This is a genomic window from Oceanobacillus saliphilus (genome assembly GCF_023522835.1).
Taxonomy (GTDB): Bacteria; Bacillota; Bacilli; order Bacillales; family Amphibacillaceae; genus Oceanobacillus; species Oceanobacillus saliphilus.
Map to the genome: position 1 here is coordinate 21,661 of NZ_JALCZU010000007.1, position 23,631 is coordinate 45,291.

At 38.7% G+C, this 23,631-nt stretch carries 25 protein-coding genes and 1 pseudogene; 14 read left to right on the top strand and 12 right to left on the bottom strand.

Annotated elements, in window-relative coordinates; all coding sequences use genetic code 11:
• The first annotated feature begins 388 nt into the window (after positions 1 to 388).
• The 4 genes from ehuB to ehuA all read left to right on the top strand — a co-directional run bounded on the left by ehuB (position 389) and on the right by ehuA (position 3,591).
• Complete coding sequence (gene ehuB / locus MN204_RS12280) at positions 389 to 1,267, top strand: ectoine/hydroxyectoine ABC transporter substrate-binding protein EhuB (RefSeq protein ID WP_249871380.1); 879 nt, start codon at positions 389 to 391, stop codon at positions 1,265 to 1,267.
• Positions 1,268 to 1,439: 172 nt separating this feature from the next.
• A complete protein-coding gene (locus MN204_RS12285) occupies positions 1,440 to 2,102 on the top strand; it encodes an amino acid ABC transporter permease (RefSeq protein WP_249871381.1) in 663 nt (220 codons plus the stop codon).
• The gene (gene ehuD / locus MN204_RS12290) at positions 2,102 to 2,821 is read left to right on the top strand and encodes an ectoine/hydroxyectoine ABC transporter permease subunit EhuD (protein ID WP_249871382.1); all 720 of its coding nucleotides are present in this window, start codon (positions 2,102 to 2,104) and stop codon (positions 2,819 to 2,821) included. The genes MN204_RS12285 and ehuD overlap by 1 nt, the downstream gene beginning before the upstream one ends.
• The gene (ehuA, locus tag MN204_RS12295; protein WP_249871383.1) at positions 2,821 to 3,591 is read left to right on the top strand and encodes an ectoine/hydroxyectoine ABC transporter ATP-binding protein EhuA; all 771 of its coding nucleotides are present in this window, start codon (positions 2,821 to 2,823) and stop codon (positions 3,589 to 3,591) included. Before ehuD ends, ehuA begins: the two co-directional genes overlap by 1 nt.
• 94 nt (positions 3,592 to 3,685) lie before the next feature.
• Here ehuA and murB read toward each other — a convergent pair whose 3' ends face one another.
• The 4 genes from murB to MN204_RS12315 all read right to left on the bottom strand — a co-directional run bounded on the left by murB (position 3,686) and on the right by MN204_RS12315 (position 6,874).
• On the bottom strand, positions 3,686 to 4,615 hold the full coding sequence (gene murB, locus MN204_RS12300; protein WP_306798696.1) for a UDP-N-acetylmuramate dehydrogenase: 930 nt from the start codon (positions 4,613 to 4,615) through the stop codon (positions 3,686 to 3,688).
• Between the two features lie 147 nt (positions 4,616 to 4,762).
• Positions 4,763 to 5,575 carry an alpha/beta fold hydrolase gene (locus tag MN204_RS12305; protein WP_249871385.1) on the bottom strand — a complete coding sequence of 271 codons (813 nt, stop codon included), beginning with the start codon at positions 5,573 to 5,575 and terminating at the stop codon, positions 4,763 to 4,765.
• Entirely contained in the window at positions 5,572 to 5,970 is a 399-nt protein-coding gene (locus tag MN204_RS12310; RefSeq protein ID WP_249871386.1) for a YbaN family protein, read from the bottom strand. Before MN204_RS12310 ends, MN204_RS12305 begins: the two co-directional genes overlap by 4 nt.
• A 103-nt stretch (positions 5,971 to 6,073) precedes the next feature.
• Positions 6,074 to 6,874: a histidinol-phosphatase HisJ family protein gene (locus MN204_RS12315; protein WP_249871387.1), complete on the bottom strand. Its 801-nt coding sequence runs from the start codon at positions 6,872 to 6,874 to the stop codon at positions 6,074 to 6,076.
• A gap of 111 nt (positions 6,875 to 6,985) precedes the next feature.
• Here MN204_RS12315 and hisZ point away from each other — a divergent pair, with 111 nt between their 5' ends.
• From hisZ to hisC, 9 genes and pseudogenes are all read left to right on the top strand, one after another.
• The gene (gene hisZ, locus MN204_RS12320; protein WP_249871388.1) at positions 6,986 to 8,236 is read left to right on the top strand and encodes an ATP phosphoribosyltransferase regulatory subunit; all 1,251 of its coding nucleotides are present in this window, start codon (positions 6,986 to 6,988) and stop codon (positions 8,234 to 8,236) included.
• A complete protein-coding gene (gene hisG, locus MN204_RS12325; protein WP_249871389.1) occupies positions 8,237 to 8,863 on the top strand; it encodes an ATP phosphoribosyltransferase in 627 nt (208 codons plus the stop codon). It begins immediately after the preceding gene.
• 6 nt (positions 8,864 to 8,869) lie between these two features.
• The gene (gene hisD, locus MN204_RS12330; RefSeq protein WP_249871390.1) at positions 8,870 to 10,147 is read left to right on the top strand and encodes a histidinol dehydrogenase; all 1,278 of its coding nucleotides are present in this window, start codon (positions 8,870 to 8,872) and stop codon (positions 10,145 to 10,147) included.
• Between the two features lies 1 nt (position 10,148).
• A complete protein-coding gene (gene hisB, locus MN204_RS12335; protein ID WP_249871391.1) occupies positions 10,149 to 10,733 on the top strand; it encodes an imidazoleglycerol-phosphate dehydratase HisB in 585 nt (194 codons plus the stop codon).
• Between the two features lie 348 nt (positions 10,734 to 11,081).
• A complete protein-coding gene (gene hisH, locus MN204_RS12340; RefSeq protein WP_249871392.1) occupies positions 11,082 to 11,687 on the top strand; it encodes an imidazole glycerol phosphate synthase subunit HisH in 606 nt (201 codons plus the stop codon).
• Entirely contained in the window at positions 11,684 to 12,406 is a 723-nt protein-coding gene (gene hisA / locus MN204_RS12345) for a 1-(5-phosphoribosyl)-5-[(5-phosphoribosylamino)methylideneamino]imidazole-4-carboxamide isomerase (RefSeq protein ID WP_249871393.1), read from the top strand. The genes hisH and hisA overlap by 4 nt, the downstream gene beginning before the upstream one ends.
• Entirely contained in the window at positions 12,396 to 13,166 is a 771-nt protein-coding gene (hisF, locus tag MN204_RS12350; RefSeq protein ID WP_249871394.1) for an imidazole glycerol phosphate synthase subunit HisF, read from the top strand. Before hisA ends, hisF begins: the two co-directional genes overlap by 11 nt.
• Positions 13,157 to 13,798, top strand: coding sequence for a bifunctional phosphoribosyl-AMP cyclohydrolase/phosphoribosyl-ATP diphosphatase HisIE (gene hisIE / locus MN204_RS12355; protein ID WP_249871395.1), 642 nt, complete (start codon positions 13,157 to 13,159; stop codon positions 13,796 to 13,798). Before hisF ends, hisIE begins: the two co-directional genes overlap by 10 nt.
• Positions 13,791 to 14,846, top strand: a pseudogene (hisC, locus tag MN204_RS12360) (histidinol-phosphate transaminase). The gene hisIE and the pseudogene hisC overlap by 8 nt, the downstream one beginning before the upstream one ends.
• Positions 14,847 to 15,028: 182 nt before the next feature.
• On the opposite strand, the gene MN204_RS12365 reads toward hisC, so the two are convergent.
• From MN204_RS12365 to fni, 8 genes are all read right to left on the bottom strand, one after another.
• Positions 15,029 to 15,736: a SurA N-terminal domain-containing protein gene (locus MN204_RS12365; RefSeq protein ID WP_249871396.1), complete on the bottom strand. Its 708-nt coding sequence runs from the start codon at positions 15,734 to 15,736 to the stop codon at positions 15,029 to 15,031.
• Positions 15,737 to 16,049: 313 nt separating this feature from the next.
• The gene (locus MN204_RS12370; RefSeq protein ID WP_249871397.1) at positions 16,050 to 17,006 is read right to left on the bottom strand and encodes a siderophore ABC transporter substrate-binding protein; all 957 of its coding nucleotides are present in this window, start codon (positions 17,004 to 17,006) and stop codon (positions 16,050 to 16,052) included.
• Between the two features lie 358 nt (positions 17,007 to 17,364).
• On the bottom strand, positions 17,365 to 18,120 hold the full coding sequence (locus MN204_RS12375) for an iron ABC transporter ATP-binding protein (protein WP_249871398.1): 756 nt from the start codon (positions 18,118 to 18,120) through the stop codon (positions 17,365 to 17,367).
• Positions 18,114 to 19,064 carry an iron chelate uptake ABC transporter family permease subunit gene (locus MN204_RS12380; RefSeq protein WP_249871399.1) on the bottom strand — a complete coding sequence of 317 codons (951 nt, stop codon included), beginning with the start codon at positions 19,062 to 19,064 and terminating at the stop codon, positions 18,114 to 18,116. Before MN204_RS12380 ends, MN204_RS12375 begins: the two co-directional genes overlap by 7 nt.
• Positions 19,054 to 20,007, bottom strand: coding sequence for an ABC transporter permease (locus MN204_RS12385; RefSeq protein WP_249871400.1), 954 nt, complete (start codon positions 20,005 to 20,007; stop codon positions 19,054 to 19,056). Before MN204_RS12385 ends, MN204_RS12380 begins: the two co-directional genes overlap by 11 nt.
• Before the next feature lie 292 nt (positions 20,008 to 20,299).
• The gene (locus MN204_RS12390) at positions 20,300 to 21,019 is read right to left on the bottom strand and encodes a DsbA family oxidoreductase (RefSeq protein WP_249871401.1); all 720 of its coding nucleotides are present in this window, start codon (positions 21,017 to 21,019) and stop codon (positions 20,300 to 20,302) included.
• A 195-nt stretch (positions 21,020 to 21,214) separates the two neighbouring features.
• The gene (locus MN204_RS12395) at positions 21,215 to 21,670 is read right to left on the bottom strand and encodes a DUF2188 domain-containing protein (protein ID WP_249871402.1); all 456 of its coding nucleotides are present in this window, start codon (positions 21,668 to 21,670) and stop codon (positions 21,215 to 21,217) included.
• Positions 21,671 to 21,776: 106 nt separating this feature from the next.
• The gene (gene fni / locus MN204_RS12400) at positions 21,777 to 22,832 is read right to left on the bottom strand and encodes a type 2 isopentenyl-diphosphate Delta-isomerase (protein ID WP_249871403.1); all 1,056 of its coding nucleotides are present in this window, start codon (positions 22,830 to 22,832) and stop codon (positions 21,777 to 21,779) included.
• 169 nt (positions 22,833 to 23,001) lie between these two features.
• Between fni and MN204_RS12405 the strand changes: the two genes are divergently transcribed.
• Positions 23,002 to 23,547, top strand: coding sequence for an HD domain-containing protein (locus MN204_RS12405; protein WP_249871404.1), 546 nt, complete (start codon positions 23,002 to 23,004; stop codon positions 23,545 to 23,547).
• Positions 23,548 to 23,631: the final 84 nt, after the last annotated feature.

Below are 23,631 nucleotides of genomic sequence, written 5' to 3' on the forward strand. Positions count from 1 at the left end.
TCGAAAATCCTTAAAATTAATATCTGTATAAAGACTATACGATAACCAGTCGCATTTCAATGGGGAAAATAAGTTTATACATCCACTGACAGTTTTTTTCACCGAATAGTCCGTATTTTGAAGTATCTGGCATTATTTCCAAGTAAGTTTCTGAATCTGGAAGTTTATATTCTTTCAACCCCGAATACAAAGTTAAATTACAAATTATCAAAAAATATAGCGTTTGAATGATCCGTCACATATCTATAACATTAGATTTATGAATGTTGAATTCCCCCTTTTCTTTCATTCTTTTTTTTCCACCAGAATGCGGTGATATATACCTAGTAAAAAGTCACCAAACAGTAAACATAAATTCTTTTACATGATACAGGGAGGTCATTTAGTCTTGAAAAAATTATTCGTGACAATGCTTTTTGGTTCCATGTTGGTACTTCTCGCTGCATGTGGCTCAGATGAGGATACAGCCAGTGCCGGAAGCAAACTGGAACAACTGCAGGAAGCAGGAACAGTAACAATTGGTTTCGCAAATGAAGCACCCTATGCATATGAATCGAATGGGGAGCTAAAAGGTGCATCTGTGGATATCGCAGCAGCCGTTTTTGCCGAGCTTGGAATTGAAAATATGAATTCCCAGCTTTCCGATTGGGCTCAATTAATTCCGGGAGTGCAAGCAGGGCAATTTGATGTTATTACAGCTGGTATGGCAATTAATCCAGATCGTTGTGAAAATGCGGCTTTCAGTGAACCGACAATGCAATATGGTGAAGGGCTAATCGTTGAAGCAGGAAACCCATTAGGACTTGAAAGCTATCAAGATATTGCAAGTAATCCGGACGTTACCGTAGTTGTAATGGAAGGTGCAACTGAAATTGAGTTTCTAAAATCAGAGGGCGTCAGTGAAGATCAAATCCAAACGGCTCCAGATATTCCAGCAACATTTTCTGCTGTACAATCAGGCCGTGCCGATGCAACAACTGGCACAGAAATGACAGTCAAGATGGCTTTAGAGTCAGCTAATACAGATGCACTTGAATTTGTTGAATCGTTTGAACAACCGGATGTTGAAGGAGTACCAAGTTACGGGGGGGCAGCATTCAGCCTGGAAAATACAGAATTGCGTGATGCCTATAATGAAAAACTTGCAAAATTAAAAGAAGATGGAACAGTTGCTGAACTATTGGAAGCAAATGGATTCAGTGGAGAGAGTAACTTCGTGCCTGTAGGTGAAGTAACGACAGAGCAACTTTGTAATGGTGAAGTTTAATCATAAGTTCTAGAAGCTAACGTACATGAAGTGAACACTCCATAGGGTCCAGTTCCCTCACCCAGGGGACTGGACCTAATTTTTTTCCGATTAGGAAAGTAATTTTCAAAGCTTTACATATATATTTATCAATACATATCAATCAGTTTATAAACTAACAAAGGGAGTGGTTATGATTAATGCAATAATTGATATTGCCCCGCAACTTGCCAGAGGATTGAGCATCACCATAAGTGTCCTGCTCGCTTCAGCTATATTTGCCTATCTAATGGCTTTTATAGCTGGCCTATGCCGCCTTTCTCAAAATACTATCATTCGTAAATTCACTGGTCTATATGTCGAAGTTTTTCGCGGAACTTCCCTTATCGTTCAGTTATTCTGGCTTTATTATGCTGTACCAATGCTATTCGGCATTCAACTTGGATCCAACTGGTGGATCGGTGTCATTGCGATCGGCTTGAATTATGGAGCCTACCTTTCAGAGGTCGTACGTGGTTCCATTCTGTCTGTTGCACAAGGTCAGACAGAGGCTGCAACAGCACTGAACATGTCCAGTTTTCAACGAATGCGGCTAATTATCTTCCCTCAGGCAGTACGGATGATGCTCCCGGAATTCGGTAACTATACGATTCAAATATTAAAAGGTACGTCTTTAGTATCACTTATTGGAATGACCGATATTCTCTATTATGGAGATATTATGAGAAGTTCCAATCTATCACAGGCACCACTTGTATACTTATTAGTGCTTGTATTCTACTTTATTCTTGCACTTCCATTGATTTGGCTGACAAGAAAAGGTGAAAGTATTTCCAGAAAAGGAGTGGCTAGCTAATGAATTTTACTTACTGGAGCTGGGATACATTTTTTGATGCCCTACCTTTCGTTCTACAAGGATTGGGAATAACGGTAGGTCTTACAATCACTTGTTATTTATTTGCGCTCATTTTTGGGTTTGTATGGACATTTTTACGCAGAGTTCCTAACAAATTGTTTAACTGGGTTGTTACATGGACAATGGAATTCATTCGTTCTACCCCCCCTCTTGTTCAGCTATTTTTCATTTACTATGCATGGCCGATGATACCCGGAGTCGGATTTACTTTAAACCCATTTGCAAGCGCCGTGTTGGGCCTTGGGATTCATTTTAGTACATATGTAGGTGAAATCTATCGATCTGGCATTGAAAGTGTTGACAAAGGGCAGTGGGAAGCTTCCAGAGCATTAAACTTTACGACAGTTGATAAATGGAAGAAAATAATCTTACCACAGGCTATTCCCCCTACCATCCCTATGCTTGGAAACTACTTTATCATTATGTTTAAGGAAGTTCCGCTTGCATCGATAATAGGAGTCGCTGGTATAATGCTTATGGCAAACACTTATGGGGCACAGAACTGGGCTTACTTAGAACCTTTGACAATAGTAGGGATTATCTTCCTTGCACTAAGCTATCCTTCTGCAGTCCTGATAAAAAAATTGGAAGTAAAAATGAATACACGCTTTGATAAAAATGCAGTAGTCAAAAGCAATCAAAAAGGAGCAGTGATGTAATGTCTGAACCAATCGTAAAATTCCAGGATGTCCATAAATCCTTTGGAGATATTAACGTGTTAAAAGGAATCAATCTGGATATCAATCCAGCTGAAAAAGTAGCTGTCATTGGACCTAGTGGCTCAGGAAAAACTACAATTATCCGCATGCTTATGACACTCGAAGAACCAACGTCCGGCGATATTATTGTAAATGGCACGAACCTATGGAAAATGGAAAAGAAAGGTGACATGGTCAGAGCAAATGAGAAGCACTTAAGGCAAGTCCGGGGAGATATCGGGATGGTGTTCCAGCACTTTAACTTATTTCCGCATATGACGATTTTAGAAAACTGTATGACCGCCCCAATACATGTCAAAAAGGAAACGAAAGAAGAAGTTCGTGAACGTTCCATTCAAATGCTCGACAGGGTTGGGCTCGGAGATAAACTGAACAATTATCCAAGCCAGCTGTCCGGTGGTCAGAAACAGCGTGTAGCGATGGCACGAGCACTCGTTATGCGCCCAAAAATTATGTTATTTGATGAAGTAACCTCCGCACTTGATCCGGAATTGGTCGGGGAAGTTCTTGAAGTAATTCGCGATATTGCCAAACATGATGACATGGCAATGGTCCTCGTTACACATGAAATGGACTTTGCTCTTGATATAGCAGACAAAGTCCTGTTCCTGGACGAAGGTGTTATTGCTGAGCAAGGAACCGCAAGCCAAGTTATCGAACACTCTACAAATGAAAGATTGCAGGGATTCCTGCATCGATTCAGAAAGTGAATTAAATTAATTGCTGCACTCCCACTGGATGGGAGTGTTTTTTCTATTTCAAAAAGAAAAGCCATGAACATTCAAGATGTTCACAGCTTAAAACCTATGCTAGGTCATCACCTATTATTTTCACTTCACGCTCAAGTTTTACGTCGAATTTTTCTTTCACGGTTTTCTGCACATAATTGATGAGATCAATATATTCTTTTGCCGTCGCATTATCTCTATTTACGATAAACCCTGCATGTTTAAGCGAAACCTGAGCCCCTCCAATTTGCGTTCCTTGTAAATCACTATCCTGTATCAATTTCCCTGCAAAATAACCAGGCGGGCGCTTAAATACACTTCCACACGATGGGTATTCCAGCGGCTGCTTCGTTTCCCGTCGGTTTGTCAAATCATCCATTACTTCCTTGATTGCATCATATTCGCCAGCTTCAAGAGTAAAAGTGGCCTCCAGAACAATATAGCCATTATCAGGAATGTTGCTTGTACGATAATCCAAATCCAGCTGTTCAGCAGTTAATGTCAGCAGTTCCCCTTCACGGTTAACTACGACAGTGCTCGTCAGGACATCCTTAATCTCCCCGCCATAAGCTCCTGCATTCATAAATAAAGCCCCACCAACAGAACCGGGAATTCCGCAAGCAAATTCCAATCCGGTCAGCTCCTCTTTCAATGCTTCTTTGGAAGTATCAATAATTCGTGCTCCACTTTGAGCGATGATCGTCTGGCCTACTGTTTTAATATCCGCCAGTTTTTGGAGATTCATTACGATTCCACGAATCCCGCCATCTTTAACGATTAGATTGGATCCATTTCCGAGCATCATAAAAGCAATTTTCTCCTGATTAGCAAGCTTTATAATTTCCTGCACTTGTTCGTAAGTTTCAGGAGTTACATAAAAATCGGCCATCCCGCCTAAACGGGTATACGTATGATCTTTGAGGAGTTCATTTACCATCACATTATTCTTGGATGTTATTTGTATTAATTTATCGTATATATGATGATTCGTTGTCACACATATCATTCCTTTAAATTTATCATTTAAAAATCCAGAAATCCGATACACTCATAAACCGGATTTTTTGTTATCCATCTTATAATTTAAGAGTAGAAAAAGTCACCCGTTTCAGACTGGTGACTTTCATTATAATCAGTCCTTATCTATTGTAAGTTATTGCCCAGCATCTTGCCACAAAAAAGAATGTATCATTTTGTCTACTTCTTTATTTTCATGCAAGGCACTATGACCTAATTTTACATTTTCAATCATAATCTCCTGTAAATTACTGTTCGGTATAATTGTTCGTAAGGCTTGGACACTTTCTGGGAGTGCAATCGCATCTCCTGCACTACCAATGCTCAATACGTCCATATTAGCTGGGAATGTACCTTCTTTCAATAATTGAAGCGCAAGCGATCCTGGTTTTAAGTCCATTGCTGCAGCATCTTGATGAATATGAAAGTATTCCTCACTGTATATACCATCAAACGGACTTCCTATCGTAATTATCTTATTCACTTGCGGATAATCTTCCCCAGCATAGTCCATCGCATATTTCACGGAGAGTATCCCCCCCATAGAGTGCCCAACAAGATTGACTGAATCAATGTCGTATTTTTCCTGCATATGCCCAAGGGCGTTGGAAATCCACTCTGAACTGTCAGCGAAACTTGCCCGGTTATTTTCAAGGATGATTTGTACAAAAGTTGGTGCATGTTGGCCTTTACTCAAGTTGTAATCACGGATTTTACCTTCTTTGGATATTCGATATACCAAACCTTTATTACCCCAGCCATATTTCTTCTCGAACCTGTTCAGCATGAAACCAAAGGAATTCGCAGTACCTTTATAACCATGTATAAATACAGTTGGTTCACCAAGGTATAACTCGGATTTTGCTTTATTTGGTAAGTTAAGAATAACGATCATTCCAAATAGAAGCATCCCTGCCGCTGTAAACAATTTAATTCGTTTATTTCTCAAGAACCTTCCCTCATTTGTATCGTATTTCGTAACGTTTTTTGCTTCAAAATAAACCATGTAAAATAACTAGCTATCAAAAACAACAGTAACTTCACGATTATCAATGGTATTACAAAAATGATTGTATATAGCATGGAAAACCAAAGTAAGGTTACCCCCATTATTTTCGCTTTTAAAGGAATTCCTTTTCCTTGCCTATAGTTTAGAATATAGGATCCAAAATACTTATTGGTTATGAGCCAATTATATAATTTCTCTGAACTTCTTATATAACAAGCAGCGGAAAGAAGAAGCAAGGGTGTTGTCGGCAATAGCGGCAGAAATATCCCTAATACGCCAAACCCTAATGAAATAGAGCCTATAATAATTAAAAACACTTTTTTGATAGCTTTCATCACTTCACCAGCTTAAGAAATATATTTTAACTTTATTATATCATCTGCAACCCTTTCTATAGAGGCTTCCGCAAAAAAGTTCATATAAAATTCTTATCGTCATTCATTTGCCTATAGTGTCTATCTTATGAAAAACAGGCTCTTGTCGCTCATACGTCGCGATATAGTTAAAACCGATAGACTGCAATAATTCCAGGGATTCCCTAAACTGGTATGCAAGCGTTGTTTCCACATGGGAATCCGAACCAAGGGTAATGATTTCACCGCCATATTCTTTATAAAGCTTCAGTATATCCTTACTTGGCATCCCATTTTCAAGGCCATATCGGAAACCCGATGTATTCAATTCAATGCCCTTTCCTGAAGGGATAATCTCCTTGAAGATTTCTCCAATAATATCATGATGATTTTTCATGCTCTTCTCTTTTGTATACCGCTTCACTAGATCAATATGTCCTAGAATACTAAATTCTTTAAATTCCCTTATGCATTCATACAATTCCTGATAATAGATTTCGTATGCTTCCTCTACTGTTCTATCTTTAAAAAAATTGCCTGAATGCAGATCTTTTCCTTCTGTTGCATGCATGGAACAAATAACAAAGTCAAAAGTCTCTTCTTTCATTAACGTATTGTGCTTTGCTGTTAGGTGTGGCTGTACTCCAATCTCTACACCCTTTTTGATTCGAATCTGCCCTGCATACTGTTGCTGCATCTCCTTTATCTTTCTATCATATTGATCTAAATCAAATTCAAAAATCCAGTCTTTATCCGGGTAATCATAATCGATGTGCTCCGTAAAACAAATTTCCTCCAGTCCAATCTGGATTGCTTTTTCAATCGTTGTTTCCATAGCAGTCTCGCAATCTGCCGAAAACCTGCTATGTATATGATAATCAAACATAATTTTCAATCCCCTTTCGGTTGACTTTCTTCCATGTTATATTTATAATACTATATAACTTTAGTTAGTTAAAGCGATAAAGCAATAAAGCTATGAAAAGGAGTTTTATAAATGCAAAGACATGTTACGGAAATGAACGAAAATAAAAATGTGGCAGACTTTCAAATGAGAGATGAGTTGATCACAACATTAAAAAATCGCTTTACTACCTACGGATATAAACAAGTACGGACCTCAACATTTGAGCATTATGATATGTACTCCAATATTATCGGAACTGTAAATAAAGATGATATGATTAAAGTAATCGATCCTACCGGAAAAGTACTTGTTCTTCGTCCTGATGTAACGATTCCTATAACAAGAATAACAGCAGCCAATCACAATTCCAATACCTTTAATCAGAGACTGTTCTATGTATTGGACGTCTTTCGTCAATCGGCTGCATTTCCTAACCAAAAAGAGAGTACCCAAGCTGGTGTAGAGTTTTTCGGTGAGAATACTCCTGAGGTCGATTCAGAGGTGATTATGCTTGCGATACACACGTTAGGAGATATGGGATTTGAGAATTTCAAAATTGAAATTGGTCATGCTGGTTTCTTTAAGGAATTGATTCAGCAGGCCGCATTAACCGAACAGGAATTGGAGCTTCTGCAAACGTTGATCCAGTCAAAGAATCTAGCTGAAATCGAATTATTTTTAGAAAACATGCCTATAGAAAATGAACTAAAACTGGCTATCCAGTCTATTCCAATGCTATATGGTGAACCAGGTAGTGTAATCGAGCAGGCAGAAAAAATTATTCGCAACAGTAAAATGCAAAGCGTTCTTCGCAACCTGATTGATGTATATGAAGTGTTGCAGGATTACGGGGCAGAGGATTATGTTGTTTTCAATCTTGGCTTAATCAACAATATGAATTATTACACGGGGATTATTTTCCAAGGTTTTGTCGACAAATTCGGTCAACCAGTATTGATGGGCGGAAGATATGATAATTTGGGACAACAGTTTGAAACCGAAATGCCTGCAATTGGGTTTGCATTTGAAGTTGATTACCTGCTCCAAGCTATCCAGCAACAAGACTTGGCAGAACCTGATAGTCAGGCAGTTGATATTATCATTTATTACATGAAGGAAAAACAAAAAGAAGCCTTAACAACGGCCTATGAATTACGAAATCAGAATTATCAGGTCTTAACCTTTTCCAAGGATTCCAGCAGTATAAAACCGCTGTCGTCTATAACTATCGTCAACTATGATGAGGAACAGAATGTGGTTAGCACCAAGGGCAGGCAGCATCGTTTTTCTGATACGAAAGATATTTTGTCATTGCTTAAGGAAACAAAGGGGGACTTATAATTGCAACCTATTACACTAGCATTGGCCAAGGGGCGACCAGCAAAGAGCACAATTGCCCTATTGGAAAAAACAGGTATACATTTTCATGATTTTCATGAAAAAAGTAGAAAACTCGTCTTTTACAATGATGATCAATCCATTAAGCTAATATTCGTAAAGGCGATTGATGTACCAACCTACGTGGAAAAAGGCGCTGCTGATATTGGTATTGTCGGTAAAGATAATATACTTGAATCACAGGCAGATGTATATGAGCTTCTCGACTTAAAACTCGGGAAATGTAAATTTGCTGTTGCGGGGAAAGACGATCAAATATTAGAACAAAATCGGCAGCTTACTATAGCAACGAAGTATCCAACGATTGCAAAAAAACATTTTGAAAAAAAAGGTCAATCCATTGAAATTGTGAAACTGAACGGTTCCGTAGAATTGGCCCCGTTAATTGGTTTGGCAGATTATATTGTCGATATTGTGGAAACAGGAAGTACCTTGAAGGAAAATGGTCTTTCTGTGATGGAAGACATTGAAAATATCAGTACGAGGCTGATCGTAAACAAAGCAAGCTTTGCGACAAAGTCAGCTGAAGTACAGCATCTTATCAATCAATTAAAATCCGCCTTGGAGTGATGAAAAATGAAAATACTAACAGCAAAAGAATTCGCAAATGAAGCATTGGATCAGTCCGCTTTGCTTAGCAATGAGCAGGCTATTGATAATTCCGTTTTGGAAATAATTGAACAGGTCCGTAAAAACGGTGACGAAGCACTAGTTAACTATACAAATAAATTCGATGGGGCAACCTTAACAGCATTAACCGTTTCAGAGGCAGAATTCGCGGAAGCTCACAATCTTGTTGACGAAGAATTTCTTATTGCATTACGGAAGGCAAAAGAAAATATCCAGTCTTTCCATATGGAACAAAAGGAACAGTCATGGTTCATGAATAAAGAACCCGGAATTATGCTCGGACAAAAGGTTACTCCATTAGATAGTGTCGGGGTCTATATCCCCGGAGGAAAAGCGGCATACCCATCCTCAGTCCTGATGGATGTTATCCCCGCCAACATAGCAGGTGTCGAGAACATTGCAATTACTACTCCACCGAATGCTGATGGAAAAATCAATCCATATGTTCTTGTTGCCGCTATAGAAGTTGGTGTTACGACAATCTATAAAGTTGGAGGAGCACAGGCAATTGCCGCTTTGGCATACGGAACGGAAACAATTGAAAAGGTCTCTAAAATTGTAGGTCCCGGAAATGCCTATGTTGCGCGGGCAAAAAAATGGGTTTATGGCGATGTAGCCATCGATATGATAGCCGGACCAAGTGAAATCTGTATTGTAGCTGATGAAACTGCTCCACCAAGCTATGTCGCAGCAGATTTATTGTCACAGGCAGAGCATGATGAATCTGCAAGCGCGATTTGTATCACAACAAGTGAACAGATAGCTGTTCAAATCCAATCGGAAATAGAAAAACAAACAGCTTCTCTAGAAAGAAAACAGATTATTGAACAATCCATTAACCAAAACGGTAAAATTATTTTGGCTTCTGACTTATCCGAGGCATTTGATATCGTAAATGAAATTGCACCGGAACATTTACAACTGATGATTGAAAATCCTATAGAAAACGTCCAATACATTAAAAACGCTGGAGCCATCTTCCTTGGAAACTATTCACCTGAACCACTTGGTGACTACTTTGCGGGACCGAACCATACATTACCGACAAATGGGACAGCAAAATTCGCATCCCCTCTTGGTGTCTATGATTTTATGAAAAAGTCCAGCATTATCAACTATTCAAAAGAAGCGATTCAACGTTCAGCGGATGACATTATCAAAATCGCAAACGTGGAAGGCTTGACTGCACATGCCAATTCCATTCGTATCAGAAAGGATGATTGAAATGCGTAAAGGAAAAACAGAAAGACAAACAAACGAAACTTCCATTGTTTTAGAGTTTACGATTGATGGAACAGGAACATCATCCATTTCTACAGGTGTCGGGTTCTTTGACCACATGCTTACTTTAATGACAAAGCATGGTTTATTTGATTTACATGTAGATTGTGATGGCGACCTGAACGTCGATCAGCATCATTCTGTGGAAGATATAGGTATTGCCCTTGGGCAGGCATTTCAGGAAGCATTAGGAAACAAAGAAGGCATTACAAGGTATGCGTTTGTCACCACTCCTATGGATGAGGCACTGTCCACTATTTCATTGGATATCAGTGGCCGCCCCTACTTTGTCTATAATGTTGAAGGTTTAAAGGATAAAGTAGGAAACTTTGATACAGAACTTGTCGAGGAGTTTTTCCAGGCTTTTGTAAGCCATGCAAGGGTAACTCTCCATATCAATCTTGCTTATGGGAAAAATACCCATCATATGATTGAATCAATCTTTAAGGGATTTGGACGTGCACTGGATGAGGCAACACAAAAAAATCCACGCATAAAAGGGATTCCATCAACAAAGGGAAGTCTATAAACCAACACTAGCAAGGAACAAAAGCGCAAGCGCCCGGTTAGGGACGAACGGACTGGACTGAGCCGTAGGAGATAAAGGAAACACGGCGACCGTAGGGAGCCGATGTTGACTTATCGTACGGAGGTGAGGGAAGTCTCGCTAGTCCCTGGGTGCTGGAGCTGGACGTGGCTGTTTCGGTAACTAAGTTATCCACATCATTAAAATTTTATAGTTTCCTAAGCAGGAACAAAACCGGATCTGAGTCCTGCTAAAAACTTGGCAAATGCATTAGTGGTGGCTTAGCTCTACTATACGGATAGGAACTGCTAAATACGATAAATGTCGTCTAAAACGAAAGGAAGATACCTGATGATCGCAATCATTGATTATGGTGCAGGAAATATAAAAAGCCTGCAGTTTGCACTCGATAAATTGAATAAAGAATCTGTATTAACTACCGACCCACAAGTAATCAGAGATTCAGATTCCATCATTCTTCCAGGTGTTGGAGCTTTTAAAGATGCCATGGACGCCATTAATGACTTAGGTTTGGCTGGTGTGTTAAAGCAGGAAGCAGCAGCAGGCAAACCAATCCTTGGAATTTGTCTTGGAATGCAGCTTTTCTACGAAAGAAGCTATGAAGATGGTGACTGGGAAGGCCTCGGGTTACTGAAAGGAAATGTCCGCAAAATCAAGGATACTGTCAAAGTTCCACATATGGGCTGGAATACAATCACAAAGAACAAAGAAAACCCGTTAATGAATGATTTACCTGATGATGTCTATGTTTACTTCGTTCATTCCTACGCTGTTGGTTCACTTGAAGAAGATTCACTTGTCGGCAGCACACAGTATGGCGGCGTGGTTCCAGCGATTGTTCAGCAAGGGAATATTACAGGCATGCAATTTCATCCTGAAAAAAGCGGGGACATCGGTATAAAACTACTAAAAAACTACGGGGAGATGATTTCATGATCTTGTTTCCAGCAATTGATATTCTTGGTGGGAAATGTGTCCGCCTTATACAAGGTGATTATAATAAAGAAAAAGTTTATGGAGATTCGCCAACGGCAATGGCTTCCAAATGGGAGGGAAAAGGAGCGGTATTTATACATACTGTAGATCTCGATGGTGCAAAAACCGGTGATTCCTTAAATCGTGCGTCTATAAAGGATATCGCTCAGCAGACGAATATTCCGGTTCAGGTGGGCGGTGGAATTCGTTCCATGGATATCATCGAGGATTACCTTTCAGCTGGCGTTTCACGAGTTATTATTGGTACCGCTGCTATAAATAATCAGAAATTCCTAAAAGAAGCAGTAACTAAATTTGGTGATAAAATCGCTGTCTCTATTGATGCACGAGGTGGCTATGTGGCGACAGATGGTTGGACGGAAACCAGCAAAGTAAAAGCGATTGACCTTGTAAAAGAGCTAGAATCCATTGGAGTCCAAACGATTGTCTACACGGATATTTTAAAAGATGGAATGTTGCAGGGGCCCAATTTCGAGGAGCTTCAAACCATTAATGAATCAACGAAGATGGATGTTATTGCTTCTGGTGGTGTTTCAACAGAGGAAGATATTGAGAGACTGAAATCCCTGAATATGTATGGTGCAATTATCGGAAAAGCATTGTACGACGGAACATTGGAATTCGAAAAACTCATAGAAGGTGATCAAAATGCTCGCTAAACGAATTGTCCCCTGTCTCGATGTTGATAAAGGTCGTGTCGTAAAAGGAAAAAAGTTTCAGAACATACGTGATGTAGCAGATCCGGTTGAACTAGCAAAAAGATACAATGAAGCTGGTGCAGATGAACTTGTTTTCTATGACATCACAGCATCAAATGAAGAACGCGATATTTTCCTGGATGTTGTTGAAAATGTTGCAAAAGAAATCGCAATCCCATTCACTGTTGGCGGCGGAATCCGCACAGTAGAGGACATTCATAAAGTACTCCGCTCGGGAGCCGATAAAGTATCTATAAATAGTGCTGCAGTCGATAATCCCCAACTAATAACAGATTCTGCTCTAAAGTTTGGCAGTCAGTGTATTGTTCTATCCATTGATGCCAAAGAAGTTGCACCAAAGAGATGGAATGTATTTACACGAGGCGGTCGCAATGATACTGGAATCGATGCGATTGAATGGGCAAAAAAGGGCGAACAGCTTGGCGCCGGTGAAATTGTAATTAATGCAATGGATTCAGATGGCGAAAAGGATGGCTATAATCTTCCTTTAACCAAAATAATTGCCGATACAGTCAATATTCCTGTTGTTGCAAGTGGAGGAGCCGGAACACGAGAACATTTCAGCGCGGTATTAAAAGAAGGGGCTGACGCGGCTCTTGCAGCTTCTGTTTTTCACTATGACGAGATTAACATAATGGAGTTAAAGAAATATCTGCAGGAAGAAGACATCATTGTCAGGAGGGAAAACGAATGGAAATAAACATTGAACAGCTTTCATTTAACGAAGACGGACTCATTCCTGCCATTGTCCAGGATGCAAACACCGGAATCGTCTTAACATTGGCATATATGAATAATGATTCCTTACTGAAAACGATACAAACAAAGGAAACGTGGTTCTTCTCCAGAAAACGGCAGGAACTTTGGAACAAAGGGGAAACATCCGGAAATAAACAGGAAGTTAAAAAAATATCTTTCGACTGTGACGCAGATGCCCTATTGGTACAAGTATATCCGCTTGGTCCCGCCTGCCATACAGGTGAAGAAACCTGTTTTCATCATGCGCTTTATGAAAATGAAATGCCATCCCACGATATCGTTCACCAAGTAATCGCAAGAATAAAAGATCGACGGGAAAATCCAGTTGAAGGCGCATATACTTCTTACCTTTTTGAAAAAGGAATCGATAAAATCTTGAAAAAAATTGGAGAAGAAACAACTGAAGTGGTGATTGGAGCAAAAAATAACGATAAGGAAGAACTAACAAGTGAAATATCCGATCTTACGTACCATACACTAGTCTTAATGGAATTAATGGGGATATCCATTGGCGATGTAAAAGAAGAACTGAAGAAAAGACATATTAAAAAGGAAGGTCAAAATCGTGAGTAAATTTTGGAGCGAGGCTGCAAAACGATGTGAACCTTACGTTCCTGGAGAGCAAATTGACGATTCCGATATCATCAAATTGAACACAAATGAAAATCCTTATCCTCCATCTCCCAACGTCATCAGGGAGATAAAAGAGGAAGCAGACCGAAAGTTAAATCTCTATCCATCACCAACAGTTGATCGTTTAAAGAATGAGATTGCGTCACTTTATCAATTATCGCCTAGCAATATTTTCGTTGGAAATGGATCGGATGAAATCCTTGCTTTTGCATTTATGGCTTTTTTTGATAAAAATAAAAAAATCCGTTAGCCAGCCATTTCATATAGTTTTTATCCCGTATATTCCAAACTGTTCGACATCCCAGCTGAGGAAATTCCACTCCATGATGATTTTTCAATTCCAGTGAAAGAATTCTTTCACTCAGAGGGCGGAGTGATCTTCCCTAATCCAAATGCACCGACTAGTATTTATTTGGAACTTGATTCAGTAAAGGAAATTTTGGACAATAACCCAGATCAAATTGTTATCGTGGATGAAGCATATATTGACTTTGCAGACGCTTCAGCTGTTTCTCTCATTGATTCCTATGAGAATTTACTTGTCATACAGACGATGTCTAAATCTAGATCACTTGCAGGTCTTCGGGTAGGGTTCGCTATGGGGCAACCTGATTTGATTGAAGGTTTGGTCCGGATTAAAGACTCATTCAACTCCTATACACTCGACAGACTCGCTATTGCCGGGGCAGAAGCAGCCATCAAAGATACAGCGTATTTTAAAGCTACGACTGGAAAGATAGTCAAAACGAGGGAATGGACAATCACCGAGATGAGAAAAAGAGGATTTACCGTATTACCATCAAAGGCAAATTTCATTTTTGCAACACATCCAGACAATGAAGCCGGAAATCTATATTCAGCTTTAAGGGAGAATGGTATTCTTATAAGGCATTTCAGTAAAAAGCCAATCGATAATTATATCCGCGTTACAATTGGAACAGATGAGCAAATGCATACATTTTTCCACGTACTGGATACACTTATTTAAAGAGAATTGGCAGTAAAGGCCATGATGCACAACTTCTATAAGCATGAACTATCCAATTACATGAAACAGATATACGAAAAATAAAAAGGTCTGATTCCGGTTTTATACCAGAATCAGACCTTGTGCTGCCTATATGAACTGTCATTCCCAGCTTTCAGAAACCGTTCACCATAAGTGGTGTTTTATATTAAAGTTTCCACTTCCGCAGTTTCTCTCAATTCTTCGACTTTGGCGCGCAGCTGCTCACTTTGTTTTTCGTTAACAAGTATTTCTCTTATTTGATCTTCTACTTCTTCTAATTCACCAATTTCTTCATTTTGTTCTTTCAACTGGTCATAATATTCCTGTACTTCTTCGTCAGAGACTTCGGTATCAAATTCTTCTACATATTTCATAGTAATCATGTCATCCACAAGCTGATTTTTAAAATCTTCTTCTGTCATATTATATTGTTCCAGTAATGCGGTGAACTGCTCTTCGTTACTAGCTTCTTTAATTCTAGCCAGCTCTTCTTCCGCCTCTTCTTCTGTCACTTCAATCCCTGCTGTTTCCGCATCCTGTTTGATGAGTGTTTGCTCAATAAGAATATCAACCGTTTGATTTTGGATCATTTCCAGGTTACTGACATCTTGTCCATATTGATACATGGTTGTTTTCACCTGGCTGTAGATTGGATTATAATCCTTACCAATAATCTCTTCACCATTTACAACCGCTACGGATGTATCATCTTCAAGTTGTTCCTCTTCCGTTATTTCAAGTTCCTGTTGTGCTTGTTCAGATGTATCGGTTCCTGTATTTTCACTTTCTTCTACATCATCATCATTGTTGCAGGCAGCTAGAGTGATGGCTAAAGTAAGTGTTGTTAACAGCATTAAAAGCTTTTTCATTAAATTATTCCCTCATTTCTACTAAGTCTTCCTCCATTCAAACATACTTACATACTTAATATCAAGCAATAAAAGATGTCCCAATTACCGGTTAGCCTTGTCAAATCGGGATTCCACCGGTTTATTTACATTTGGATAACAATTAAAACAGATATTTACTTACTTTTGCCTAGAATTTCATAAGGAGAAGCATTCGAAAACTAGATTGTCACCAAGCCTTTCCGTGACAGCTTTCGTTGCACTTATGCGGATAGGAAAGTTTTATGCTCTCCTATCTGCGAAAAAAACGCAACCACTTGGGTTGCGTTTTTACTTAATTTAAACTGGAATCAATTTCGTTAATCATTTCTGCAACAGATACTAATCCACCACCAGAAAGATACCAGAAATCGGGATCCAAATAATATATATTATCATTTTTATATGCTTGCGTATTTTCTACCAGTTGATTTTCAACAAGTTGCTGTGCTGAAGTATCTCCACCAACAGCAGCACTTCTATCCACTACATACAATAGCTCCGGATCCTGTTCCATTACATATTCAAAAGTGACATTCATTCCATGTGTTGCAGCTTCAATGGATTCATCAACTGGAGCTACTCCTAGCACATCATGAATCAAACCGAAACGGGAATTGGGGCCATAAGCACTGATTTTATCATCATTTGCTAAAATAATTAGTGCCTTCTCGTCTGATGCGGCGGCCTTTTCTTTAACAGCTGTTATGGATTCTTCAATCTCAGTCAATTCTGCTTCAATTTCATCCTGAGCATCGAAAATTTCACCAACAACAGCCATATTTTCAAGGAAGGACTCCATATAGTTAGTTGGATCTACACCGAGATGAATCGTTGGTGCAATTTCTTCAAGCTGATCATGTAAACTTGCCTGACGATCTGAAATGATAATTAAATCAGGGTTCATAGACGCAATTTTTTCAAAATCAGGTTCTTTTAGACTTCCGATATTTTCATAATCATCACTTGCATATTTTTCCAAGTAAGTCGGAATTGTTCCTGATTGGGCAACTCCCGCCACTTCAACACCGATTTTATCCAACGTATCTAAAATACCAAAATCAAAAACCACTATATTTTTAGGGTTTTTTGGTACTTCTCTCTCTCCAAGTCCGTGTGAAACTGTAACCGTTTCATTGCCAGCATCATCTCCTGAAGCGTTGGCAGCACCTTCGTCAGTAGTATCTGATACGCAGGCCGCCATAAATAGAACTAATAAACTCATTACGAGTATTAGCGACAATTTCTTCATATAATTTAACTCCTTCTGTTTTTAAAATATATTATTTAAAATAACGAATGATTCATAAATATATGGAAACAGATTGAAAACCACTATGGTTAGCAAATGAAGGGCAAAGATTTTTCCAGCAAATGAGCTGTTATATTTATGTTCCTGTAATGTTGAGCGCTCAAAACATCCCGGAATCTATTGTTTATTTAGGCAAAATCATTTACCAAATCAACTAGATGAGGTAAACTAAGGTTAGGTGTTGCTCCTTTATAATGGTTTTGTCAATTTGACCATTCCATTATAAGGGGCTTTTTTTTGCCTTCATTTGCTGACTTCTCCCATATTCGTTTCCCACACATATCCTGTTTCATCGTTATTAGAAATACACACAAATACGTCTGTCATCAATTTCCTTGATGTCAATATCCATATCGTAAATTTCTTTAAGCACACATTTGTCAATTACATCACATGTGCGACCCTGTTTCACAATTTTACCATCCTTCAGTGCTACGATATGATCGGAATAACATGATGCAAAGTTAATATCATGAATAACGAGAAGAATGGTTTTACCCATCTCATTTACAAGCTTACGCAATGTTTTCATGATTTGTACGGAATGACGCATATCCAGATTGTTCAGTGGTTCATCAAGTAAAATATATTCGGTATCCTGTGCGATGACCATTGCAATATGTGCGCGTTGGCGCTGTCCACCACTTAATTCATCCAAATATTTATCCTGCATCTCACGAAGTTCCATATAATCAATGGCTTCATCAATTTTAGCCTCATCTTCTTTTGTTAATTTCCCCTGTGAATAAGGGAAACGTCCAAAGGATACGAGTTCACGAATAGTCAATTTAAGATTTATTGCATTGGATTGCTTTAAGATGGAAATCTTTTTAGCCAATTCGTTGTTTTTGGTATGCAATATATCCTCGCCATCAATTGTAATGGCACCATTATCTTTTGCTATTAATCGGCTGATCATGGAGATTAACGTACTTTTCCCGGCACCATTTGGACCGATAAAAGAAGTGATTGTTCCTTTTTCTATTTCAAGAGAAACATCGTCGATTACTTTCTTTTTGTTATATGATTTAAAAACATTTTTCAAATCTACCATTTTTTATTCTCCTTTAACAAAAGATATATAAAGTAAACGCCACCGATAAAATTAATGATGACACTGATTGTTGTGTTGAACGTGAATACTTTTTCCACTATGAATTGCCCACCCAGTAAAGCTATCAAGCTTATGAAAACTGAGCTGAGTATAATATAGAAATGACGATAGGTCTTCATGAATTCGTATGCAAGGTTTACAACGAGCAAACCAAGGAACGTAATCGGACCAATCAGTGCAGTGGACACAGATATTAATATAGCTACAATAATCAATAATCGCTTAACTACATACTCATAAGGAACTCCAAGATTTATTGCCTCATCTTTCCCCAATGCGATTACATCCAAATATTTATAAAAACGCATGAAGTAGAGCATAACCAATGCGAGAATAATAACTGAAACATACACCAAATCTGTATTCACATTGTTGATGCTTGCAAACATCTGATCCTGGGCAATCATAAACTCATTCGGGTCAATAAGTACCTGCATAAAGTCCGTAAAGCTTCCAAAGAATGTACCGAGGATCATTCCAATTAAAAGCAGAAAATAAATATTGTTCTTTTCTCCCTGAAACAAGAAACGGTACAACAGTAAAGAGAATAGAACCATAATGCCAATGGAAATAAGATAATTGATTTCACTATTCATCATAACAAGTGAATTTGCACCGAAAATGAAAACGATAAATGTTTGAATTAACATATACAGGGAATCGAGACCCAGTACACTTGGTGTCAGAATTCGATTGTTTGTAATTGTCATAAAGACGACAGTTGCAAAAGCAATTGCGCCACCGGTGAGGATAATGGCAAAGACTTTAATAAATCGTCTTGGTAATATATATTCAATATTTCCGCTCAAATCATAAAAGATGTATAACAATGCTAGCAAGAATGCGATTACGGCGAGTATAATTGTTTTCTTTTTATAACCCATATTTTTTTCTCCTTAATAATAGATAGATGAATATTCCACTACCTATAACCCCAACGGTCAAGCTGATTGGAATTTCATAAGGATAAATAATTACTCTACCGATGATGTCGCAAAACAATACAAATACAGCACCTAGCAATGCGGTATGTAACAACGTCCTCTTTAAATGGTCTCCCTGATAGATGGTAACAATGTTCGGTATAATTAACCCAAGAAACGGTATGACACCGACTGCCAATACGACGGACGCCGTAACTAACGCACTTATTACCAGTCCAAGATTGACTACTTGACGGTAGTTGAGCCCGAGGTTTTTTGAAAAATCCTCTCCCATTCCTGCAATGGTAAACTTATTGGCATAAATGTACGCCAATAACAGGATCGGAATACTTATAAACATCAATTCATAATTCCCACTCATAATCATAGAGAAATCGCCTTGCATCCAGGATGCCATATTTTGTATAAGATCATTTTGATAGGCAAAGAAAGTGGATATGGAACTGATGATATTACCGAACATTAACCCAATTAAGGGAATAAATATTGCATCCTTGAATTTAATTTTCTCAAGGATTTTCATGAATAAAAACGTCCCCAGCAGGGCGAAAGCGAAAGAAACAAGCATTTTTTGTAAAGGTGTTGCAGCTGTGAAAACCATCATGGAAACAAGAATACCCAGTCTTGCAGCGTCCAAAGTACCCGCAGTTGTAGGTGAAACAAACTTGTTTCTGCTTAGTTGCTGCATGATCAGCCCAACAATACTCATGCTCATTCCAGCGATAATGATACTGAACAGTCGCGGAATTCTACTCACCAGCATGACCTGCTGTTGAGATTCTGTCAGATTAAATATGTCCAAGGGTGTTATGTCAGAAACACCTATAAAAAGCGATGCTATGGATAGAACAACTAATGCTAAAATTAAATATCTTATCTTCATAGACTGCCCTTCTCCCTGGAAAAATCACTGCAGCTTCTTTACATAGATGCATTGGCTTTCAGCAATTCCCCAGTATCCCCAAAGTTGTAAACACTATTTGCATAGTGTTATTAATAATTATTATTACCTTTAACTAACTCTAAATAAGAATGATATTCATTATCAATTAGACTTACAATCTCAGTATAACAGAATTACAGAAACCGTCAATAAAAAATAGGCTTTATTTTCAGTGAATAATGGAACCATAAAAACATACCGTGAATATATTTCCTCACGGTATGTTTTAACATTAATTATTTACATCGCAGCCTTCATCCGTACAATAGGTTGTTTCTGATTTTTTCGGATTCAATGATTTTAATACCGGTTTTTCTACCTCTTCTTTCCACACTTTTTCAAACACTTCAAGAAATACTTCTTCAGGCTGCGCTCCCGAGATGGCATATTTCTCATTAAATACAAAGAAAGGCACACCTTGAACGCCAATTTGTTTCGCAACATCAATATCCTCGTTCACTCTATTCTTGTACTTATCAGAGTGTACTACTTCTTCAACCTCTTTTGTATCCAACCCAACTTCACCAGCAAGCCTGATTAATGTATCTGGGTCACTCATAAGCTCTGATTCGGTAAAATAGGCGTATAGAAATCTTTCTGTGATTTCCTTTCCTTTTCCCTGTTCATCAGCATATTTCGCCACACGATGGGCATCAAACGTATTTGCATATTTCATATCATCGAAATTGTATGTCAGTCCTACACTTGCCGCCTGCTGACCAACTTGCTGATTCATGACTTTCACTTGTTCCAAAGGCATTCCTTTTAACTGAGAAAATGTTTCATAAAAATCTTTTCCAGGTATATGCTTTGCGGACGGATCAAGCTGATAACTTTTATATTCTACTGTTACGTTTTCGCGGTGCGGAAACTGCTCCATAGCATTTTCCAGCTTTCGTTTCCCAATATAACAGAATGGACAAACAAAATCTGACCAAACTTCAATCTTCATTAGAAACACCCCTCTTTCTTAAAATATTGTAGCACAGCACAAACTTTAGAGGAAAACAATGTGCTTCAATCAATAGCGGAAACGACTAGTCCATCGGCTTAAGTGTGTTAGGTCGGGGAAGAAGTTAATATGCCATACCGGGTTTATTTGCCGTTTCTGCAAAAAAAGACTACCCTTGTCGTAGTCTTCCTTCATTTACTGATTATATGATTGTTTATTCTGTACCGAGCCATCCTGCTTATAAATGGTTAATGAGCTTCCTTTGTTCTTAGCAATTTCCCGAGCGCGCTTCATTGCTTCATCTTTGTTAGCAAAAACTTCACTGGCACGTTTGGCTCCGCTTGATTTTACCGCCCAACCATCCTCATGCGCAACAACTTCTTGCCCTTCTTCCAAACGTTCAGGATTGCTTTGGTACTTTCTCCCTTCCTTCGAACGTTGGGTAGGTTTTCCTTGTTGTTTATAGTCACTAACTTCATCATTTGATGCATTTTCACGCCATTCCTTTGCTTGCTCAATAGCTATTGGAATGGCACGCCCTTCTTCATAGCCTTCATCGACCATGGCATTGGCAATATCGATTGCTTTCTTTTTTGTAACTTCATTTAGATTTTTCATTGAAGATGGATAGTCGTCCATCGTCCACGGCATGATATATCTCTCCTTTTTTACATTACTAGTACCCGTGATTCAGACGGTAAAAACCCAAGTATATGAAACATTAACAGATAAAAAACAGCTAAGGCCAAATTTGGCTTTAGCTGTTTTCTTCTAATAAAGATTGTCCCATTATGCTGACACGCTTGGTATTCTTTAATTCATCAAGGTTTTTAACCCCGATTCCAAACATTGTCATTTTTAATTCAAGTTCAATTTGCTCCATCGTTTGTGTAACGGCTTCAGGTGATTCTGTAGCAGCTTTCAGCAATTGACGCGCATAACCTACGATGTCTGCTCCGATGGTAATCGCTTTTGCAGCATCTACACCTGTTTTCATCCCACCACTGGCAACAAGAGGAGCCTCCGGAAGCTTGCTTCGAACGGAAACAATACAGTCTTTTGTAGGGATACCCCAGTTATTGAATGCTTCGGCCGCAGCTTTATTTAACGGATCACGCGAGCGTAATTTTTCCACCTGACTCCATGATGTCCCACCTGCTCCAGCAACATCTATATAGGAGATTCCGGCATTGTATAGTTTCTCAGCAACCGGGCCATCAATTCCAAAACCAACTTCTTTAACTCCAACTGGTGCGTCCAATGTTTTACAAACCTGCTCGATTTTAGGCAAAAGATTTTCAAAGTTCAAATCTCCCCCATCCTGAACCGCTTCTTGTAGGCTGTTCAAATGAAGCACAATGGAATCTGCACCTGTTTTATCGATAATTCGTTGGCATTCTTCCGGACCATATCCATAATTGAATTGTACCGCTCCAATATTTACAATCACTGGCGCAGTTGGAGCCTGTTTACGGATAAGGAATGATTCTTTATACTGATCACTTTCCAAAAATGCACGTGTCGACCCAATTGCAAGAGCCCAGCCTTTTTCTTCAGCTGCAATTGCGAGATTCTGATTAATGGTAGTTGCAAGTTCTGATCCACCGGTCATCGAACTGACCAAAAACGGCGCTTGGAGTTTTTTACCGAGAAAACTTGTTTCAAGCGTTATATCGGCAAAATTTATTTCCGGTAATGCATTATGTATGAAATTAATCCCTTCAAGACCTGTAGATTTATTTACCCCTTCAACGTTTCCAGTTAAACAAAGTCGTATATGTTCCGTTTTCCGTTGATTGATTCCTTTTTCCATTGGTGGTACCTCCGCTAATTTTTAAAATGTCTTTACCTTCTAGTCTACTTGTTTCGTCACTGAAATGAAAGAAAGAGCTATCTGTATATTATGTGATATAGTAAAGTTAATTCGTCAAGAGCATCATTTTCTTTCTCGTAATGAACAGAACCAAAAGGAGCTGAGAATAATGAAGACAAAAGCAAAAGAATTTGCATCCCATGCGCATAAAGGTCAGACCCGGAAAAATTCAGATGTACCGTATATAACTCATCCGATACGTGTGGCCAAGAGACTTGAAAATGCAGGGTTTAGGGACGAATTGGTATGTGCCGCTTATCTTCATGATGTCGTTGAAGATACAACAGTTGAATTAGAGGATATCGAAAGGGAATTTGGCTCAGAAGTTGCCCAAATTGTCGCAGCACATACAGAAGATAAATCAAAGTCTTGGCAAAATCGTAAACAGCATACCATTGATACCATTAAAAATGCCGATAAAGAGATAAAATATTTGATTGTAGCTGATAAACTCGACAATCTGATTGGACTTGAAAAAGATTTGGCACAGCAAGGTGACGTCATATGGAAAAACTTCAACGCTGGTTTCAATGAACAGTTATGGTATAACCAGTCCATCGTTAAAAACATGTATGTTGGGCTGACCGAAAAAGAGGTTCCCGACTATTTCAAAGAATATGAGCGAGTTGTGCAAAGGGTATTTGGAGAAAAATAGCACATGCGCCCGTTACCTTAATCACCATCGACAAAATTAATTCATGACTCCCTGTGGCACTATTTGCTTAAGGATGGAATTTCT

Excerpts from the sequence above, each read along its gene's own strand:
- MN204_RS12285 (WP_249871381.1), top strand. The coding sequence starts at position 1,440 with ATGATTAATGCAATAATTGATATTGCCCCGCAACTTGCCAGAGGATTG.
- ehuD (WP_249871382.1), top strand. The coding sequence starts at position 2,102 with ATGAATTTTACTTACTGGAGCTGGGATACATTTTTTGATGCCCTACCT.
- ehuA (WP_249871383.1), top strand. The coding sequence starts at position 2,821 with ATGTCTGAACCAATCGTAAAATTCCAGGATGTCCATAAATCCTTTGGA.
- murB (WP_306798696.1), bottom strand. The coding sequence starts at position 4,615 with ATGATATGTGTGACAACGAATCATCATATATACGATAAATTAATACAA.
- MN204_RS12310 (WP_249871386.1), bottom strand. The coding sequence starts at position 5,970 with ATGAAAGCTATCAAAAAAGTGTTTTTAATTATTATAGGCTCTATTTCA.
- MN204_RS12315 (WP_249871387.1), bottom strand. The coding sequence starts at position 6,874 with ATGTTTGATTATCATATACATAGCAGGTTTTCGGCAGATTGCGAGACT.
- hisZ (WP_249871388.1), top strand. The coding sequence starts at position 6,986 with ATGCAAAGACATGTTACGGAAATGAACGAAAATAAAAATGTGGCAGAC.
- hisD (WP_249871390.1), top strand. The coding sequence starts at position 8,870 with ATGAAAATACTAACAGCAAAAGAATTCGCAAATGAAGCATTGGATCAG.
- hisB (WP_249871391.1), top strand. The coding sequence starts at position 10,149 with ATGCGTAAAGGAAAAACAGAAAGACAAACAAACGAAACTTCCATTGTT.
- hisH (WP_249871392.1), top strand. The coding sequence starts at position 11,082 with ATGATCGCAATCATTGATTATGGTGCAGGAAATATAAAAAGCCTGCAG.
- hisA (WP_249871393.1), top strand. The coding sequence starts at position 11,684 with ATGATCTTGTTTCCAGCAATTGATATTCTTGGTGGGAAATGTGTCCGC.
- hisF (WP_249871394.1), top strand. The coding sequence starts at position 12,396 with ATGCTCGCTAAACGAATTGTCCCCTGTCTCGATGTTGATAAAGGTCGT.
- hisIE (WP_249871395.1), top strand. The coding sequence starts at position 13,157 with ATGGAAATAAACATTGAACAGCTTTCATTTAACGAAGACGGACTCATT.
- MN204_RS12365 (WP_249871396.1), bottom strand. The coding sequence starts at position 15,736 with ATGAAAAAGCTTTTAATGCTGTTAACAACACTTACTTTAGCCATCACT.
- MN204_RS12370 (WP_249871397.1), bottom strand. The coding sequence starts at position 17,006 with ATGAAGAAATTGTCGCTAATACTCGTAATGAGTTTATTAGTTCTATTT.
- MN204_RS12375 (WP_249871398.1), bottom strand. The coding sequence starts at position 18,120 with ATGGTAGATTTGAAAAATGTTTTTAAATCATATAACAAAAAGAAAGTA.
- MN204_RS12380 (WP_249871399.1), bottom strand. The coding sequence starts at position 19,064 with ATGGGTTATAAAAAGAAAACAATTATACTCGCCGTAATCGCATTCTTG.
- MN204_RS12385 (WP_249871400.1), bottom strand. The coding sequence starts at position 20,007 with ATGAAGATAAGATATTTAATTTTAGCATTAGTTGTTCTATCCATAGCA.
- MN204_RS12390 (WP_249871401.1), bottom strand. The coding sequence starts at position 21,019 with ATGAAGATTGAAGTTTGGTCAGATTTTGTTTGTCCATTCTGTTATATT.
- MN204_RS12395 (WP_249871402.1), bottom strand. The coding sequence starts at position 21,670 with ATGCCGTGGACGATGGACGACTATCCATCTTCAATGAAAAATCTAAAT.
- fni (WP_249871403.1), bottom strand. The coding sequence starts at position 22,832 with ATGGAAAAAGGAATCAATCAACGGAAAACGGAACATATACGACTTTGT.
- MN204_RS12405 (WP_249871404.1), top strand. The coding sequence starts at position 23,002 with ATGAAGACAAAAGCAAAAGAATTTGCATCCCATGCGCATAAAGGTCAG.